Source organism: Vreelandella hamiltonii, from assembly GCF_014651775.1.
Classification (GTDB): Bacteria; Pseudomonadota; Gammaproteobacteria; order Pseudomonadales; family Halomonadaceae; genus Vreelandella; species Vreelandella hamiltonii.
Genome location: NZ_BMXN01000023.1, coordinates 1 through 17,743 on the forward strand (window position 1 = coordinate 1; position 17,743 = coordinate 17,743).

Genomic DNA, 17,743 nt, shown 5'->3' on the forward strand with positions numbered 1-17,743 from the left:
AGCCATGATCAAACTCTTCAGTTTAAGATCAATGCGATCCTTACTCGCTGCCCGAAGGCAACAAAAGCGGATCAAACTTGGCTCAAGGTTCAAACGAATTCACTGTGATACTCCGAAGAGTATCTTGGTGTTCGCTTGCCTTGATATTCGGTGATGATTCACCCTCATCGGCAAGCGCCCACATGAATTACCTGATCAAATTGTTAAAGAGCCATCTGTCGGCGTTGCCGTTCGATGTGGGGCGTATTCTACCCAATTCTTTTTGATCGTCAAGTTTTTTTCTCATTCACCGTTCAAGCACCTGCGGGTCACCAATGGCCGGAAAGTTGACCTGAGGCAAGCCCTGCCCTTCCCCGCTTTTTTAGACTTGTTGAAGCACCGCTGAAAAGAACGGTGCACACCAGACCGGTCAAACAGGAGGGGGAAACCATGACAACATCACGTATTGCCATCGGACTTGCGAGTGTCGCGCTATTAGGCACGACTTCACTGTGGGCAGACGACGAACTCGGTAGCTACCGCGACAGGTTCGAACCGCTGCCCCACTTACCACCTTTGCCTGCCCACAATTCACAGACCGATGAAAAGGTGATGCTGGGCAACATGCTGTTTTTCGAGCCCAGGATCTCCGCCAGCGGTGTCATCAGCTGTGCCACTTGCCATAACCCAGCGCTCGGCTGGTCAGATCGCATTCCTAGAGCCGTGGGCCATAACGGTCAGGTTGGCGAACGCAACACACCCACCGTACTCAACAGTGGTTTCCTGGGATCGCAATTCTGGGATGGACGAGAGCCGGATTTGGAGGGTCAAGCACTGGGGCCCATCGAAGCCGATGTCGAGATGGCCATGCAGTTGGAACACGCCCTGGACAGGTTGACAGAGTTCGAGCTCTACCAGGAACGCTTCACGGAAGCGTACCCCGACCAGGATGACCCCATCAATGCCGAGAACCTGGCCAAGGCACTGGCCGCCTTCCAGAGAACGCTCAACACGCCCAACGCACCTTTCGATCGTTATTTGCGGGGTGATATGGACGCCATCAGCGATCAGGCAAAAGAGGGTATGGTGGCTTTCGTGGATAATGGCTGTATCGCCTGCCATCGCGGCGCCAACTTTACCGATAGCCAGTTCCACGCCATTCAGGTGCCGGGGTCGAAAGATTTGGGTCGCTACGTGGTGACTGGCGAGGAAAGAGACCAGTACCGCTTCCGCACCCCCACCTTGCGCAATGTCGGCGTCACTTACCCGTACATGAACAATGGTGCCACCGAAACGCTTGAAGAAGCTGTGGCCATCATGGGCCAGGAAATGCTGGGACGTGAGTTTGACGAACCCACCATCGATAACATCACGGCGTTTCTGCACTCCCTGACAGGTGAAATGCCCGATTTCGAGGTGCCCGCTCTACCCTGATGCACTATGCCGCCGCCCATAGGGGCGGCGGCAGGCTATGTCAGGCTGCCTCCAGGCGCTTCAGCAGTTCGGCGCGTCGCGCGTCGCTGACGAAGGCTTCTTCCATGGCATTGCGGTTCAGCCATTTGAAGGTATCTTCTCCCCAGCCAAAGGCATCGGCACAGGCGATATGATTTTCGAGCAGCCCACCACCAAAATAAGCAGGATCGTCAGAGCTTATAGTGACCTTCAGCCCCGCTTCCAACAACGCCGGTAGCGGATGCTGATCCAATTGATCGACCACTTTCAAGCTGACATTGGAGAGCGGGCACACGGTCAGTACCGTTTGAGACTCCTTGAGGCGCTGCACGACGTCTTCGCTTTCGAGACAGCGCACGCCGTGGTCGATGCGCTGAACGTCCAACAGGTCCAGGGCTTGCGTAATGTAAGCGGCAGGCCCCTCTTCGCCCGCATGGGCCACACGCACCAGCCCAAGCTCTTTGGCGCGCGCAAACAGGGCCTGAAACTTCTCGGGCGGGTTGTCACGCTCGGCGCTGTCCAAGCCAATGGCATCCAGCATTTTCCAGTAGGGTGCCGCCTGCTCGAGAACGTGAAGTGCCTCGTCGGCTGGCCGATCTCTCAGGAAGGCCATGATCATGCCTACTGAAAGATCCAGCTGACTCTCGGCCTCCTGCTTGGCCCTGAGCAGTCCCGCCATGACCACCTCCAGAGGCACTCCACGCTGCAGGTGAGCCTGGGGATCGAAGTGCATATCGATATGCAGAACGCCTTCCGAGCGGGCACGCTTGAAATAATCCATAGCCAGGTCATAGAAGTCCTGTTCGCTGCGCAAGACGTTCATGCCCTGGTAATAAAGATTCAGAAACCCTTGCAGGTCTTTGAAATCGTAAGCTGCCTTGGCCTCTTCGACCGTGGCATAGGGGAGTTCGATGCCGTTACGCTCCGCCAGTTGGAACATCAATTCCGGCTCGAGAGAACCTTCGATATGCAAGTGAAGCTCAGCCTTGGGAAGGTGTCGTAAAAAGTCGTTCATGGTCGCCGCCTACTTGCCGATTCGGTGAATATCAAAGTGAAGTATCGTGAATTAACTTACCACCATCAAGCCACCATTGATGAGCCAAACCCGGCACCAGGGCCGCATCATCCACTTGATGAACAAAGAAAATCGCCGTACGGCCTACCAACCAGGCGTCCAGCGAGGCCGCCACGTGCCGGGCGGTTGCCGCATCCACTCCCGCGAAGGGCTCATCCAGCAATACCACCGAGGGCGAGCGTAAGAACAGCCTCGCCAACGCCACTCTGCGCGCCTGCCCGCCTGAAAGCTGCTGCCCTCTTTCTCCCACCTGAGTCGCCAACTGACGAGGCTGGCGTTTCGCCCAGTCCGAGAGAGCGACCTGGGCAAGCACCTGCCAAAGCTCTTCGTCTGTCGCGTCAGGCTTGGCGATCCGCAGGTTATCGGCCAGCGAGCCATCGAACAGGTCTATTTGCTGGGGGAGGTACCCCATATGTGCTGCGCTACTTTCGAGGGTAATGACAGAGGGTGCATGCTCCGCCACCCACACGTCCCCTTCAGTGGGAGAGATGCGGCCCATGATCAAATTGGCCAGCGTCGATTTGCCCGAACCCGAAATACCCATGATGGCACCGCGTTGACCGGCGGGCAGGGTCAGGGAAACCTGGCATATCGCCCAGCCCGCCGCATCCGGATAACGGAACATGACCTCACGCAGTTGCAGGGCATGGCCACCATCGTCATCCGGAAGCGAGCCCACACGCGTTTGCCCTTGTGTCGCCTGCAGAGCATTCAGCCGCTGGGCCGCCCCGTGGCTGGCGCCAAACCGCACAAAAGCAGCAGGCAGGCTGGCCAACACTTCGTTGATACCAAACACGGCAATCACGGCCATGACCATGATGGGGCCCACCACGCGCTGCTCGGCCAGTGCCAGACTACCCAGCCAGAGCACACCGATGATCAACAGCCCCGTTACCGCCATCAGTAGCGCATTTCCCAGCGCGGCCTTCGCGGCCAACTGACGCTGGTTATCCAGCGCTTGCTGTTCGTGCGCTCGTATTTTCCTGCGGTACCAGTCACTGGTTCGGTAGCTCATCAGCTCAGCGGACGCCTGTACCTGATCCAACACCAGCCGCCGAAGCTCCTCCTGATCATCCACTTGCCGATGGCTGTTGGTGAAACCCAGCCTGGCAAAGCCCAGGGTGATGACCAGCCACAGCAGCGTCAATACACAGGCCACGACGGCTCCCACCAGCGGTAACCAGATAGCGATGAAACCTGCGACGATCCAGACACTCAACAAGGCCACTACTGGCGGCACCAGTAGGCGCAGATACAGGCTATCCAGGGCATCGATATCCGCCGTCAGGCGACTCAACCACTCACCGACTCGCCGACGCCGCAGCGATGCGTCATCCAGGCGCGTCAAGTCACCGAAGACGCGATAGCGTAAATCCGCCAGCAGCGTCAGCACGGTATTGTGGTTGTATAGCCGCTCGGTGTATCGAGCGACGGTGCGCAGCAAGGCAAAAAAACGAATGCCGCCGCCGGGCACATAAATATCCAGTGATGACGGCAACCCAGCCGCCAGCGCAATGCCCGCCAGGGCACACGCCGCAATGAACCAGCCGGACAAACCCAGCAGCGCAAGGCCAGCCAGCAACGTTACCCATACCAGCAGCGCACCCACGAGGAAGCGCTGCCTGCGCCTTAACATGAGTGCCAGCCATGGGCTCAGGTCATTGTGCAGAAATTTCATGGCGCCACCTCGTGAAGCTGGCCGTCTCGACACACCCAGTGGCGAGTGGCAACGGCCATCACCGCAGGGTGATGTGTTGCGATGACTAACGTTCGCCCTTCCGCCGACCAGGCCAGCAGTGCGTCGATCACGCTCTTTTCCGTCGCCGAATCAAGGCTGGCCGTGGGCTCATCCAATAACACCAGCGGTGCCTGGCTGAGAAATACTCGAGCCAGGGTCAAGCGCTGCGCCTGACCTCCCGACAAGCCGACCCCGCGCTCCCCTACCACCGTCTCCAGGCCATGGGGCAAGGCAGCCAACAGCTCACCCAGGCCTGCGCTTTCCAGAGCCTCCTGCATGGCAGCCGGTGTCGCCTCAGGCGCCGCCAGGCGCAGGTTATCGGCCAACGAGCCTTGAATGATGCAGGGTGATTGATCCAGCCACGCCACTTGTTCGCCCTGGCGGACTCTGCAAGCACCACGCAGAGGCGCCATAAAACCGGCCATCAGCGCCAGCAAGGAAGATTTGCCACTGCCTGACTCTCCGGTAATGACCACCACATCTGCCTGACGTATCGTGGCCGAGACGCCCGTCAAGACCGTCGAGTGCCGACCATAGCCCACCTCGACATCCACCAATTCAATCGATGCATCTGGTTCGACGGGGGCGTCAAACCGGGTCGGCACCACGTCAGGCTCATTGAGGATGGTCACGATACTCTCTGCCGCCCCCAGCGCCGCAGCACGGTCATGATAATGCTGCGAGAGGGTGCGCAAGGGCTGGAAGAACTCCGGAGCCAGTAGCAACACCGCCAGACCACTGAACAGGGTCAGCGAGGGGGAAGGACCGTAATCGATATAGCCCAACAGACCAAACCCCACGTACATGGCGACGACGGCGATGGCCACCGAGGCAAAAAATTCCAATACCGCTGACGAGAGAAATGCCAGCCTGAGAGTGCGCATGCTCAGGCGGCGATACTGGTCGGTGGCATACCAGACGTCCTGCTGGGCAGCACGCGTATGACCAAATAGCTGCAGCGTCGTCATGCCGCGCACGCGGTCGACGAAATGCGCCGAGAGCCTGGCAACGGAAGCAAACTGTTCCTTGTTGAGACGCTCTGCCCCCATGCCTACCAAGGCCATGAACAGCGGAATCAATGGCGCAGAGAGCAGCAAGAAGATGGCCACCAGATAGTCGAGCCAGCCCACCACGACGGCAATCAGCAGTGGCAGCAAAAGCACGATGCGCATTTGCGGGAGGAAGCGCGCGAAATAGCCATCGAAGGCTTCGATGTGCTCGACCGACTGGGTCGCCAGGGCCCCGCTCTGCTGCCGCGTCATCCAGACCGGGCCTAGCGCGGCGACCTTGTTCAAGACCAGCTCCCGAGCATACTGGCGGATGCGCAAGCTGGCGGTTGCACTGAACGACTCTTGCAGGGCAAGAAACAGTGAGCGCAACGCCACGGCCACCACCAGGCCGAGCAGCACGGGTACCAGCGTGACAGGTGAGCGGCCATGAACGACCAGTTGCTCGATCGACCACGCCAACCCGACCACCAGCAGGATCGTCTGAGCGCCGGACAGCACGCCGAAGCACGCTGCCAGCGCTAGCCGAGCACGCTCACGACGAGCCAGCGTGCTCAGCCAACGGCGCGGCGTCAACGAATTCGACTGGGCCGCAGGAGAAGCCATGAATCAGTGGTACCCTTCGCCGACGCGCACCTTGCCGCGGAAGACCCAGTAGGTCCAGGCGGTGTAGGTCAGGATGATCGGAATGACGAACAGCACACCGATCAGCAGGAACAGCTGAGATTCAGGGGCGGAGGCGGCATCCCACAGCGTGTAGTTCGGTGGCACGATGATGGGCCACTTGCTGACGATCAGCCCCAGGTAAGTGAACACGTAGATGCCGATGGTGGCCACGAAGGGAATGCCCTCGTCACGACGTTTCACGGAGCGATACACCATGAAGGCCGACAGCAACGCCAATGCCGGGAACACCCAGATCAGCTGCAAATGACCGAACCAGCGCTCCCAGACCACCGGATTCACGAACGGTGTCCAGATGCTGATGATACCGAAGACGCCCAGTACCAGCGCCAACAGCAGCGGCGTGATCTTGTACGCCCACTCCTGAATATGGCCCTCGGATTTCAAGATCAGCCAAGTGGCTCCCAGCAACGCATAACCTGCCATCAGGCCGAAGCCGGTCAGTACCGAGAATGGCGTCAGCCAATCGAAAGCGCCACCTGCAAAGGCAAAGTTTTCGACATGAAATCCTTGAATGTAAGCACCGACCACCGCCCCTTGAGCGAAAGCGGCCACGCCGGAGCCCCAGCAGAAGGCGCGGTTCCACCAGCGACGATTGCGCCGGGACTTGAAGCGGAACTCGAAGGCCACCCCCCGAAAAATAAGCCCCGCCAGCATCAAGAACACGCCAATATAGAGTGCGGGCAGGAAGACCGAATAGACCAGCGGGAAAGCCCCGAGCAAACCGGCACCCGCCAACACCAGCCACGTCTCGTTGCCGTCCCAGACCGGCGCCACGGAGTTCATCATCACATCCCGGGCGTCTTCGTCCGGGGCGAAGGGATACAGAATCCCAAGCCCCAGATCGAAACCGTCCATCAGCACGTACATCATCAACCCGAACCCGATGATGCCTGCCCAGATTATCGTCAGATCAAACATTTCCATGTCTCAGTTCCTCACCGGGTCGACATCGTCATCAAAGGGAGTTTCCGTGGCCGACAGTGGACGCATGGGGCGTCTGAAATTGTCGCCTGCCGTTTCACGCTCTTCCTTGGGCAGCATGCCGTTACGCACCACGCGGGTCAGATAGTAGATACCGGCACAGAACACCACCGCGTACACCAGCACGTAGCCCACCAGCGTAAACAGCGCCATAGGGCCGGTCAGCGAAGGCGTAACGCCTTCCGCATGGGTCATCATGCCGTATACCAGCCATGGGGCACGTCCTGACTCGGTCACGATCCAACCAGCCAGCACGGCGACGAACGGCATGGGGATCATGTACACCAGCGTCTTGAGGAACCCGGTGTGCTGATGGAATTTGCCTTTGCGACGCAGCAACAGTCCTGTCAGGGCGGTGGCAATCATCAACAGACCGATCCCCACCATCACGCGGAACGCCCAGAAGACGATCCAGACCGGTGGCTGCTCTTCAGGAGCAAATTCATTCAGCCCCTGAATAACCCCATCCGTAGAGTGGGTCAGGATGAGGCTGGCAAGATTGGGAATGCCGATTTCAAAGCGATTGGTTTGCGCTTCCTGGTCCGGGATGGCGAACAGCAGCAACGGAACGTTGCCAGAGGTTTCCCAATGCCCTTCCATGGCCGCCACTTTGGCCGGCTGGTGCTCCAGAGTATTCAAACCATGGAAGTCCCCCACGACCGCCTGGGCTGGCGCCAGAAACAGCAGCAACCAAAGGCACATGGAAAGCGCTCGACGGTTGGCTTCCGGGTCGCGACCACGAAGCAGGAACCAGGCACTCACACCGGCCACCACGAAGCCACCGGTCAAGAAGGATGCCATGGCCATGTGCGCGAAGCGATAAGGAAAGGAGGGATTGAATATCGCTTCGGTCCAGGAAACCACGTGGAACCGATAGTCGATGAGTTCTACCCCTGCCGGTGTATGCATCCAGCTGTTGGCAGAAAGAATCCAGAACGACGAAATGAACGTACCGATCGCCACCATGATGGCAGCAAACAGGTGCACCCCTTGTGGCACCTTGCCTCGGCCAAAGAGCAGGACACCGAGGAATGCCGCTTCAAGGAAGAAAGCGGTAACGACCTCGTAGCTGAGCACCGGCCCGAGGAAGTTGGACGCTGCCTGGGAGAAGTTGCTCCAGTTGGTGCCAAACTGGAAAGACATGACGATCCCGGAGACTACGCCCATTCCGAAGACCACGGCAAACACCTTGGTCCAGAACAGTGCCAGGCGGTCCCAAGCGGGGTTGTTGGTCTTGAAGAACAGCCCATGAAGCAGCGCTATGTAAGACGCCAGTCCGATGGTGAAGACCGGAAAGATCGCATGAAACGATACAACGAAGGCGAACTGCATTCGCGATAGTACAAGGGGGTCGAGTTCCATCACACGCTCCTAAGACCTGGATCAATATCCCATCAATGGGTTACACAAGCTTAGTTGAGCCTTAATGGCACCGCATTTTAGTTATAAGCACTAAGCTTATTCTTTAGCTGTGTTGCATTTTAACGCTTCGACACCCGTTATACAGCGCAAGTTTGCCCAAAAAGCTGTGTCGCATTGACGCATGTCATTCAGGCAAACTGCTCTTTTTCAATTAAAAAAAGTCATGTCATCACCACCAGACTGACCATGTAGCCGGTGTAGGCGACAAACAGGGAAAACAGCACGCCACCCTCCAGACGATTGATCCGCCGCGGACGGCCACGCCAGGAGAATGCAAACAGCACCATCATCAGCGTCATGAAGGTCATCACGCTCCAGTCACGCACCAGCACCTCACGACCCGCTTCGATAGGCGTGATGACCCCCGCCAACCCTACCACGGCCAAACTATTGAACAGATTGGAGCCCACCACGTTGCCCAGCACCATATCGTGCTCTTTGCGCCTCAAGGCACTGATGGACGAGGCAAGCTCGGGTAGCGACGTACCGACGGCCACCACCGTCAAACCGATGATGAGATCGCTGACACCAAAGCCTACGGCAATTTCTACCGCGCCCCACACCAACAGACGCGAGCTGGCCACCAACAGCACTAACCCCACCAGCGTCCACATTACTGCCATACCACGTGACAGCGGCTTGCTGTCCAGACTCTCCGTCACTTCATCGGTCAGTGCATCCGCCTGATGACGCCGTGACTGGATGATACTGACCGTAATGAAGATCCCCAGCGCGGCCAGCAGCAACACTGCCTCACCGCGGGAAATCCAGCCATCCATCAGCATGTAACCGGTCAGCAGCATGACCGCCACCAATAGCGGCATCTCCTTGCGAATAACGCTGGAGTGCACCGCCAGCGGCGCTATAAGTGCCACAAAACCCAGCACCAGCCCTATGTTGGCAATATTGGATCCGTAAGCATTGCCAACCGCCAGCCCGGGATTACCCTGCATGGCCGCCAGCACGGAGACCATCATTTCAGGGGCCGACGTTCCGAATCCGATCACCAGCATACCGATCAGCAGTGGCGACAACCCCAACCACCGCGAGGTAGCAGCAGCGCCATCGATAAATTTTTCAGCACTCCAGATCAGCAGGAGGAGCCCTACCACCACTGCTACAAAGGCAAGCAACATTTCGGTTCCTTAATGTCATCGTATTAGGCACTATCGCGGCTGCATCCTTGTCGAACCGGGAGGCGGGGTCAAGCACCGAGTTCAAGAGAAGCGAGGTGTCCCTGATTTGACACTCACGTCTCGGCTCTATATTGATTTAAAATGCGCCAACTATCGAGAGTTTGCTATTACCTGATGTCTCTTTCATGAAACGACCCACCCTTTCCATGCATACCCCCGCCGTGGACTGCACGCCCCCCGAGGCACGCGTCCAGCGCAGGCGGCTGCGCGCCTGCCATGAGTGCGACTGGGTCTCGGCCCTGCCCCCTTTGGGCTCGGGTGAGAAGGCCTCCTGCCCACGATGCTCCCATGTGCTGGTCAAGCGCCACCGCTACCCCGCGCAACGTAGCATGGCACTGGCCATTGCCTCACTGGTGGCACTCATCCTGGCCGTTTCGTTTCCTTTCGTCAGCTTCAGCGTAGGCGGTATCGGCAACCGCATCGAGCTGACCCAGACGGCCACGGCGCTGATCAATTTTCATCAGCCTGTCGTGGCCATCGCAGTGATCATGACCATCGTGGTACTGCCTGCGGTCTACCTGACGGGGGTCATCTGGCTGCAGTTCGGGCTACTGCGCGCCCGCCCGCTGCCATTGAGTCGTGATATCGCTCGCTCACTGGCCCACCTGACCCCCTGGATGATGGCCGATGTATTCATCATCGGCGCGCTGGTCAGCCTGATCAAAGTGGCCGGCATGGCACAGATCGAGCTGGGCATCTCCTTTTGGGCCTTCTGTGTGTTCGCGATCCTGCTACTGATGACCACACAGTCCATCGACGCGGACTGGATGTGGTTTTCATTGGAGGGCGAGCCATTGGCCCCGGAAGGCACCCTGACGGGTGCCACGGCGGCGAGCCAGAACGTGACGGGCTGCCCCACCTGCGGGCTGGTCAACCGCCTGGACAAGGGCCATGGACGGTGCGTTCGCTGCCACGAAAAATTGCACACACGGCTTCCGTACAGCTTGCAGCGCACCTGGGCGCTGCTCTTTGCTGCGGCGATCATGTATATTCCTGCCAATGTCTACCCCATCATGACCACTACCAGCCTTGGCCATACGGCACCCTCGACCATCATTGGCGGTGTCGTGCAGCTTCTGCAAATGGGGTCATGGCCCGTGGCTGCGGTGATTTTCATTGCCAGTGTCATCGTGCCTGTCGGCAAATTGGTCGCGCTGGTATGGTTATGCCTGATGATCAATCGCAGCGACGAGCTCAACGCCAACAGCCGCACGCGGCTTTACCGCATCACCGAGTTCATTGGCCGCTGGTCCATGGTGGATGTATTCGTGGTAGCGATTCTCGTTGCCCTGATCCGTGCCGGTTCGCTGATGTCGATCACTCCCGGCCCCGCAGCACTCGCTTTTGGCGCCGTGGTCGTGCTGACCATGCTGGCCGCCATGACGTTCGACTCTCGCTTGATCTGGGACTCCCCGACTCCACGCCCTGCCCGCCGCACGACGGCCACCAAGGACGCTATTGATGGCTAATGATGTAACCCCCAACACCGATACTGACAACGAACTCCACCGAGCCAAAGCCTCTCGGCAGACACGCCTGTCGCCCATCTGGATCGTACCGCTCGTGGCCGTCATCATTGGCCTGTGGCTGGTGTATGACAACTACACCAGCCGTGGCACCTTGATCACGTTGACCATGAGCAACGCCGAAGGCATCGAGGCAGGCAGCACCTTGATACGCAGCCGCAACGTCGAGATTGGTCGCGTACAAAGTGTGCGCCTGTCGGACGACCTCTCACAAGCCGTGATGACCGCCCGAATCCAGCCCGAAGCCGAAGCCATGCTCAGAGAGGACAGCCGATTCTGGGTCGTCAAGCCGCGTATTGGCCGCGAAGGCATCAGCGGCCTGGGCACCGTGCTATCCGGAGCCTATCTTCAATTGGAGCCCGGCCAATCGGACGAACCGAGAAGGGAGTTCTCCGTCAGCGACGTGCCGCCGGTGGCCACGGCAGGACAGGCCGGGCTTCAAATCAGCCTGGTCAGCCAACTGGGCAACTCCCTGCGCGTCGGCGATCCGGTTTCCTATCAGGGCTATACCGTTGGTCGCGTCGAAGACACCCGCTTCGATGCGGATTCGCGCACCATGTATCACCAGGTTTTCATCGAAGAACCTTATTCCCAATTGGTGACCGACAGCACCCGATTCTGGACGGCCAGCGGCGTCGATTTTCGCCTGGATGCCAATGGCTTTCGGGTCAATGTCGAATCGCTCGAAGCATTGCTGGGCGGCGGTGTGACCTTTGGCGTGCCCGAAGATCTGCCCATGGGACGACCCGTTGAGCATAACGCGCGCTTCAATCTTTACGCCGATGAAGACGACGCCCGCGAAGGTACCTTCAACCGCTACCTGGAATACGTGCTGCTGGTCGACGACACGGTGCGTGGTCTTTCCCGCGGAGCGCCAGTGGAGTTTCGCGGCGTGCGCATCGGTACCGTGGCAGCGGTACCCTGGAATTTTACCGCGCCTCAGCCAGATTCCAGAGCGCGGTTCGCGATACCGGTACTGATTCGCATCGAGCCACAACGGCTGGGCATCGAGAATGCCGATATCGATCTGGAAGATTGGGACAATCGCTTCACCAGGATGTTTGGCCTGGGACTGCGCGCATCGCTGAAAAACGGCAGTCTGCTCACCGGGGCGCTGTTCGTCGATCTGAACTTCCAGCGCGACCTGGCCGATGAATACATAGCGGAAACTTTCTCGGAACGGACGGTATTCCCCACCGTCGCCGGTGGCTTTGCCCAGATTCAGGGGCAGATTACCGATCTGCTGGAAAAGCTCAACGCACTCGAGGTCGAACCACTACTGGCAGGTCTGGACCGCAATTTGCAAGCCTCAGAGCATGTGCTCAACGAAGTGCGTGACGTCAGCCGTTCGATCAACGAACTGTTGAGCGACCCGGATACTCGCGCGATTGGCGGCAATTTGAACAGCACGCTGGAAGAGCTGCGCAGCACACTGCAGGGGGTATCGCCGTCGTCGCCCGCCTATCAGGAGCTGACCACGGCCATCGAGCGGCTGGACCGCCTGATGCGAGACCTGCAGCCGCTTACGCGTACGCTGAATGAAAATCCTCGCGCCCTGCTGTTCGATAACCTCGACACCCAGGACCCGACGCCCCGCGCCCCGCGCTGACAGGAGAGATCATGATTCAACCTTTTACACGACTGCTGATCATTGCCGCTGCCTGCATGGCCCTGACCGCGTGCGCAAGCAGCGTCACTCCCCCAGCTCGCTACATGCTGCCCAGCCCCGCGGCCAGCAGCGCCCCTAGCCAACCCACGGGCACGCTGGCCATCCGCGCTCCACGCTTGGCGCACTATCTGGACGTGGATGGCATCGTCATGCAGCTGGACGACATCACGTTGAACCAGGCTCGTGAACACCAGTGGGCCGAGGGCATTGGCCGTCAGCTGGAACGTAGCCTGCGGGCGCAGTTGGCCCTGCAGCTCCCCCAGCTGCAGGTGGTGCGTTCAGAGGGCGCGCTGCCAGACGCCTTGACGCTTTCAGTAGAGGTGGATCAGTTCCAGGGGCGCCACGATGGCATGGCGGTAGCCAGCGGGCAGTGGCAGCTGCGCCGCGCAGACAATAGCCTGGTCACACTGCAAAGCTTCACTACGCAAACGCCCCTGGAAGAAGATGGCTACCCTGCCCTGGTACGCGCGCTGGGTGAAAGCTGGAACCTGCTGAGCGTGGAAATCGCCGAGCAGATTCGGCGCAATGGCTATTTCACTGGCGGCTAATTCACGTCCGCATCGACAGCGCTGAGTGAGACTTTCGTGTTACACTCGGCGCCAGCGCCTTTCGCAAGCGCACCCCATCACTTCCACGCAGCCCTGCGGGCAATGGCTGCGTGGCTTTAGAACGCCCATCGTGGCTGCCCGATCTGATTCTTAGATGCGCCTTCATGGCGCAATTACATCCTCGTATCTTGAACATGACGCCAACCCCTCACTTAGAGAGTGAGGGGTTGGCGACTGCGGAGAATGCATGAGCTTTTCTGACCTTGGTCTGCACCCTGATCTACTCAGCGCCGTTGGCGCACAGGGCTATCATCAGCCCACCCCGATTCAACGCCAGGCCATTCCCGTCGTACTAGAAGGCCGAGACCTGCTGGCCAGCGCCCAGACGGGCACCGGCAAAACCGCAGGCTTCACGCTGCCCATGCTGCAACGCCTGATGCAAGGCAAACGCCCCGGCAAACGCCAGGTCCGTGCACTGGTTCTAACCCCTACTCGGGAGCTGGCCGCCCAGGTCGGTGAAAGCGTCACCGCTTACGGGCAGCACTTGTCACTGCGCTCGCACATCATTTTCGGCGGCGTCGGCCAACAGCCCCAGGTAGACGCCCTGAAAGCCGGTCTGGACGTACTGGTGGCTACCCCGGGCCGCCTGCTGGACCTTCACCAGCAGGGGCACGTGGATCTGTCTGGCGTGGAAATACTGGTGCTCGATGAAGCCGACCGCATGCTCGACATGGGTTTCATCCACGACATCAAGCGCCTGCTGCGCCTGGTGCCCAAACAGCGCCAGAACCTGCTGTTCTCGGCCACCTTCTCCAACGAGATTCAGGCCCTGGCCCAGCAATTGCTGAACAACCCGGCGATGATCGAAGTGGCCCCGCGCAACACCACTGCCGAAAAAATCGAGCAGGCCATCTACCGCGTGGACCGCGACAAGAAACGCGACCTGCTGGCCCATTTGATTCAGCGTCATGGCTGGTTTCAAGTACTGGTCTTCACGCGTACCAAGCACGGCGCCAATCGCCTGGCAGAGCAGCTGACCAAGCAGGACATTCCGGCCATGGCGATCCATGGCAACAAGAGCCAGGGCGCGCGTACTCGAGCGCTCGGGGCCTTCAAGAGTGGTGACCTGCAGGTACTGGTCGCCACCGACATTGCCGCACGTGGCCTGGATATCAGCGAACTTCCCCACGTGGTCAACTTTGACCTGCCCAACGTCGCCGAAGATTACGTGCACCGCATCGGGCGCACAGGCCGCGCGGGCAGCAACGGTGAAGCGGTATCACTGGTATGCGTCGATGAGCATGGCCTGCTCAAGAACATCGAGCGGCTGATCAATCAAACGCTGCCCAAGCACGTCGAGCCCGGCTTCGAGCCTGACCCCAATGCCAAGCCCGAACCCATCGAAAATGGCCGCCGCAGCCAGCGTCAACCTCGCGCCCGTCGCGCGTCCGAGAGCCCGCAAGCCAACAACGGCGGCGAGCGCCGCCGTCGCGCTCGCCGCTAGCCCCAACGACCGGAATGTGCGAAGGTATCGCCTCGCATATTCCGGCGTTTCGCTGAACCAATTCATGGAGTGACTATGGCGTCTTCACAACTGATGGCAGATTATCGCCAGTGGCTGACTTTTCAGCGTCAGGAGCAGCTGAGCCGCGAGCATCAGGGTATCTCACAGCGTCTGGAAGATGCTCGCGCTTCCTCGGCACAGGTCATTCAGGCCTATCGCAGCATGGCTGAAAAAGCCTCGAACGAAGGCGCCTGCTATCGAACACTGTTTCTGCGTGAATGCGATGACAACGCCTCCCTGCCTTGTGAAGGCTGGCTGTTCGTGCGTCGCGTGCTGAGTGAAGGCAACAGCACTCGCATCAGAGCGACACTGCTGGAAACCTTCAATTTGGCGGATGGCGCCATTGCATTAGGCGACAAACCGGCACGCAAGCTGACCCTGGAAATCTACGACAAGCTGGACATCAACAAAGGCATGCGCACCCAGGTACGTGTGGATGCCATCGATACGCCCCAGGACTACCACTTCATCACCCTGCTGGATGCCGTACGCGGTGACCTGCGTCCTTACATGAAATAAGCGCTCGTCATGGTGACACGCCGCTCCGTCAGCTTCATCCTCTTGATGTTCGTGGTTGGGCTCAATCTACGCCCGGCCATGTCTTCGGTGGCCCCCCTGCTGCACAGGCTGCAGGAAAGCGCGGGGCTGTCGCCTACCGCTGCCGGTATTTTGACCACGCTGCCCGTGCTGTGCCTGGGTCTTGCCGCACCGCTGGCACCCTGGCTCAGTAAACGCCTGGGCAGTGAGCGGGCGTTGAGTGCCGCACTGCTGCTGTTGGCGACCGGCCTGCTGGTACGGGGCGCTCCCTGGCCAGGGTTGCTGTACCTGGGGTCGGCCATGGCAGGCGGTGCTATCGGGATAGCGGGCACACTGCTTCCCGCCCTGGTCAAACGCGAACTGCCGCACAGCGCCGACCTGCTGACAGGACTGTACACCATGGCGCTCTGCTTTGGTGGCGCCTTGGGAGCAGGACTGAGCGTCCCGCTACTGACTTGGCTGGGCAGTTGGCAACTCAGCCTGATGAGCTGGTCACTACTGGCCTTGGCAGCCTGGCTGCTATGGTCGGGCTTTGCGCCACGCCCCGTCGCAGCGCCATCGCTTCAGCCCACCTTCCGAGTGCCGCTTGCCGCCTTGCTACGCCAACCCTTGACGTGGCATGTGATGCTCTTCATGGGCATTCAGTCTTCCATGGCTTACATCGTGTTTGGTTGGCTGCCCACCCTGCTCATCGACCGTGGCTATAGCGAAGCAGACGCTGGCTGGACCATGGCCGTCTCCATCATGAGCCAACTGGCCTCGGCGCTGGCGGCCCCATGGGTTGCCCGCTGGCACAAGGACCAACGTCCTGCCCTTCTCATGGTACTGGCCGCCACGGCCATCGGCTTGGCGCTGCTGTTGATTGCCCCGATGGCTTGGCGCTGGCCGGGCGCCGTCCTGCTGGGCCTTGGTCAGGGTGGCAGTTTCAGCCTGGCCCTGGCACTGCTCGTACTCCGCACCGCCAACGCACCCTTGGCTGGACAGCTTTCCGGACTGGTTCAGGGAGGCGGTTACACACTGGCCGCACTGGGCCCTTTTGGCGTGGGTGTGATGCTGCAGATGGGCGCCTCGACCGCGCACATTGCCTGGCTGCTGATCGGCTTGATTCTGGTCTGTTGCGGCTTTGCCTGTCTGGCAGGTCGCAATCGGCAGCTGGATGATCAAGGCGGTCAGCTGCGCGTCTACCTTCAATAACTCTTTTTTGCCTTTACCAGGACATGGCCATGAGTAACGCTCCTCGTTTGACAGACACCCCCTACCCACATGAGCGGGTACTGGTCATCTACACCGGCGGTACGATCGGCATGCAGCCCACTTCCGAGGGTCTGGTGCCCGCGGGCAACTTTGCCGAGAGGTTGCAAAACGCCCTTCAACAGCTGCCTATCGCTCGCCAGCAGACATTGCCTGCCTACGACATCATCAGCCATGACCGCTTGATCGACTCCAGCGCCGCCACACCCATGACGTGGCAAACGCTGGCCGCCGACATCGCCGAACGCTTTGCAACCTACCGAGGCTTTGTCATCCTGCACGGCACCGACACGCTCAGTTGGAGCGCCTCGAGCCTGGCCTATCAGCTTCAGGGGCTGGACAAGGCGGTCGTATTGACGGGGGCCATGCAACCGCTGGAGGCAGCCAATAGCGATGCTCTGGACAACGTATGCGGCGCCCTGCAATTCGCGGCCATGAGCGCCCTGCAGGAAGTAGCGATCTACTTTGCCGGACGCCTGATGCGGGGTGTCAGAACGGTAAAGCAGCACTGTGAAGCGATGACCGCGTTTGCCTCCCCCAACTACCCCCTGCTGGGTGAACGGGTAGACGATGACTGCGTGCTGTATCCCAGCCGAGGGCTGGCAATGCATCAGCGCGGCGCCCCCCGTTTCGAACTCCCAGACTACAGGTGCCTTGCCCAGGGGCAAGTAGTGCGCATTGCGCTGTGGCCAGGCATGGCCGCCTGGCAGCTCTCCAGCTGGTTGGCTCACGACAGCGTCAAGGGAGCACTGTTGCAACTCTGGGGAGCAGGCAACCTGCCTGACGACCCGGACCTGTTAGCGGTACTGGCGCGTGCCAGCGGGGAAGGAAAACTGATCGCGGCGGTCAGCCAGTGCCCACAGGGAACCCTTCACCTGGGCGCGTATTCGGCGGGCCATGGCCTGACGGATGCTGGCGTGCTTTCCGGGGGCTCCATGACGCCCGAGGCGGCTTACACCAAGCTGGTACATTTGCTGGCGCAGCCGCTTGCTCACGAAGACCGGGCAACGCGCTTTGTCACTCCCTTAGTGGGCGAGCGATAGCCAGACTGGCATCCCGGCACAGAACGGCTATGGTTAAACAGAACACATGGAGTGCAACATAACCTTCT

At 59.8% G+C, this 17,743-nt stretch carries 14 protein-coding genes; 8 read left to right on the plus strand and 6 right to left on the minus strand.

The window, feature by feature from the left end:
• The first annotated feature begins 429 nt into the window (after positions 1–429).
• Entirely contained in the window at positions 430–1,413 is a 984-nt protein-coding gene (locus IE091_RS15155; protein ID WP_144983344.1) for a cytochrome-c peroxidase, read from the plus strand.
• A 40-nt stretch (positions 1,414–1,453) separates the two neighbouring features.
• On the opposite strand, the gene IE091_RS15160 is transcribed toward IE091_RS15155, so the two are convergent.
• From IE091_RS15160 to IE091_RS15185, 6 genes are all read right to left on the minus strand, one after another.
• Positions 1,454–2,446 carry an adenosine deaminase gene (locus IE091_RS15160; RefSeq protein WP_039182118.1) on the minus strand — a complete coding sequence of 331 codons (993 nt, stop codon included), beginning with the start codon at positions 2,444–2,446 and terminating at the stop codon, positions 1,454–1,456.
• A gap of 31 nt (positions 2,447–2,477) precedes the next feature.
• Complete coding sequence (cydC, locus tag IE091_RS15165; protein WP_144983341.1) at positions 2,478–4,184, minus strand: thiol reductant ABC exporter subunit CydC; 1,707 nt, start codon at positions 4,182–4,184, stop codon at positions 2,478–2,480.
• The gene (cydD, locus tag IE091_RS15170) at positions 4,181–5,857 is read right to left on the minus strand and encodes a thiol reductant ABC exporter subunit CydD (RefSeq protein WP_189464032.1); all 1,677 of its coding nucleotides are present in this window, start codon (positions 5,855–5,857) and stop codon (positions 4,181–4,183) included. Before cydD ends, cydC begins: the two co-directional genes overlap by 4 nt.
• A 3-nt stretch (positions 5,858–5,860) precedes the next feature.
• Positions 5,861–6,862, minus strand: a complete 1,002-nt coding sequence (gene cydB / locus IE091_RS15175; protein ID WP_039182126.1) for a cytochrome d ubiquinol oxidase subunit II — start codon at positions 6,860–6,862, stop codon at positions 5,861–5,863.
• A gap of 3 nt (positions 6,863–6,865) precedes the next feature.
• Positions 6,866–8,281, minus strand: a complete 1,416-nt coding sequence (locus IE091_RS15180) for a cytochrome ubiquinol oxidase subunit I (RefSeq protein WP_189464033.1) — start codon at positions 8,279–8,281, stop codon at positions 6,866–6,868.
• 221 nt (positions 8,282–8,502) lie between these two features.
• Positions 8,503–9,477: a calcium/sodium antiporter gene (locus tag IE091_RS15185; protein ID WP_189464034.1), complete on the minus strand. Its 975-nt coding sequence runs from the start codon at positions 9,475–9,477 to the stop codon at positions 8,503–8,505.
• Positions 9,478–9,662: 185 nt separating this feature from the next.
• On the opposite strand from IE091_RS15185, the gene IE091_RS15190 reads away from it, so the two are divergent.
• The 7 genes from IE091_RS15190 to IE091_RS15220 all read left to right on the plus strand — a co-directional run bounded on the left by IE091_RS15190 (position 9,663) and on the right by IE091_RS15220 (position 17,675).
• Positions 9,663–11,006 carry a paraquat-inducible protein A gene (locus IE091_RS15190; protein ID WP_189464035.1) on the plus strand — a complete coding sequence of 448 codons (1,344 nt, stop codon included), beginning with the start codon at positions 9,663–9,665 and terminating at the stop codon, positions 11,004–11,006.
• On the plus strand, positions 10,999–12,672 hold the full coding sequence (gene pqiB / locus IE091_RS15195) for an intermembrane transport protein PqiB (RefSeq protein ID WP_096922906.1): 1,674 nt from the start codon (positions 10,999–11,001) through the stop codon (positions 12,670–12,672). The genes IE091_RS15190 and pqiB overlap by 8 nt, the downstream gene beginning before the upstream one ends.
• 11 nt (positions 12,673–12,683) lie before the next feature.
• On the plus strand, positions 12,684–13,280 hold the full coding sequence (locus IE091_RS15200) for a PqiC family protein (protein WP_096922905.1): 597 nt from the start codon (positions 12,684–12,686) through the stop codon (positions 13,278–13,280).
• A gap of 247 nt (positions 13,281–13,527) precedes the next feature.
• Positions 13,528–14,784, plus strand: a complete 1,257-nt coding sequence (locus IE091_RS15205) for a DEAD/DEAH box helicase (RefSeq protein WP_189464036.1) — start codon at positions 13,528–13,530, stop codon at positions 14,782–14,784.
• A 75-nt stretch (positions 14,785–14,859) separates the two neighbouring features.
• Positions 14,860–15,363, plus strand: a complete 504-nt coding sequence (locus IE091_RS15210; RefSeq protein ID WP_039182141.1) for a hypothetical protein — start codon at positions 14,860–14,862, stop codon at positions 15,361–15,363.
• Positions 15,364–15,372: 9 nt separating this feature from the next.
• A complete protein-coding gene (locus tag IE091_RS15215; RefSeq protein WP_096922904.1) occupies positions 15,373–16,575 on the plus strand; it encodes an MFS transporter in 1,203 nt (400 codons plus the stop codon).
• 29 nt (positions 16,576–16,604) lie between these two features.
• Positions 16,605–17,675, plus strand: a complete 1,071-nt coding sequence (locus IE091_RS15220) for an asparaginase (protein WP_189464037.1) — start codon at positions 16,605–16,607, stop codon at positions 17,673–17,675.
• Positions 17,676–17,743 lie beyond the last annotated feature (68 nt).

Coding starts and splice junctions, on each gene's coding strand:
- IE091_RS15155 (WP_144983344.1), top strand. CDS start 430: ATGACAACATCACGTATTGCCATCGGACTTGCGAGTGTCGCGCTATTA.
- IE091_RS15160 (WP_039182118.1), bottom strand. CDS start 2,446: ATGAACGACTTTTTACGACACCTTCCCAAGGCTGAGCTTCACTTGCAT.
- cydC (WP_144983341.1), bottom strand. CDS start 4,184: ATGAAATTTCTGCACAATGACCTGAGCCCATGGCTGGCACTCATGTTA.
- cydD (WP_189464032.1), bottom strand. CDS start 5,857: ATGGCTTCTCCTGCGGCCCAGTCGAATTCGTTGACGCCGCGCCGTTGG.
- cydB (WP_039182126.1), bottom strand. CDS start 6,862: ATGGAAATGTTTGATCTGACGATAATCTGGGCAGGCATCATCGGGTTC.
- IE091_RS15180 (WP_189464033.1), bottom strand. CDS start 8,281: ATGGAACTCGACCCCCTTGTACTATCGCGAATGCAGTTCGCCTTCGTT.
- IE091_RS15185 (WP_189464034.1), bottom strand. CDS start 9,477: ATGTTGCTTGCCTTTGTAGCAGTGGTGGTAGGGCTCCTCCTGCTGATC.
- IE091_RS15190 (WP_189464035.1), top strand. CDS start 9,663: ATGAAACGACCCACCCTTTCCATGCATACCCCCGCCGTGGACTGCACG.
- pqiB (WP_096922906.1), top strand. CDS start 10,999: ATGGCTAATGATGTAACCCCCAACACCGATACTGACAACGAACTCCAC.
- IE091_RS15200 (WP_096922905.1), top strand. CDS start 12,684: ATGATTCAACCTTTTACACGACTGCTGATCATTGCCGCTGCCTGCATG.
- IE091_RS15205 (WP_189464036.1), top strand. CDS start 13,528: ATGAGCTTTTCTGACCTTGGTCTGCACCCTGATCTACTCAGCGCCGTT.
- IE091_RS15210 (WP_039182141.1), top strand. CDS start 14,860: ATGGCGTCTTCACAACTGATGGCAGATTATCGCCAGTGGCTGACTTTT.
- IE091_RS15215 (WP_096922904.1), top strand. CDS start 15,373: ATGGTGACACGCCGCTCCGTCAGCTTCATCCTCTTGATGTTCGTGGTT.
- IE091_RS15220 (WP_189464037.1), top strand. CDS start 16,605: ATGAGTAACGCTCCTCGTTTGACAGACACCCCCTACCCACATGAGCGG.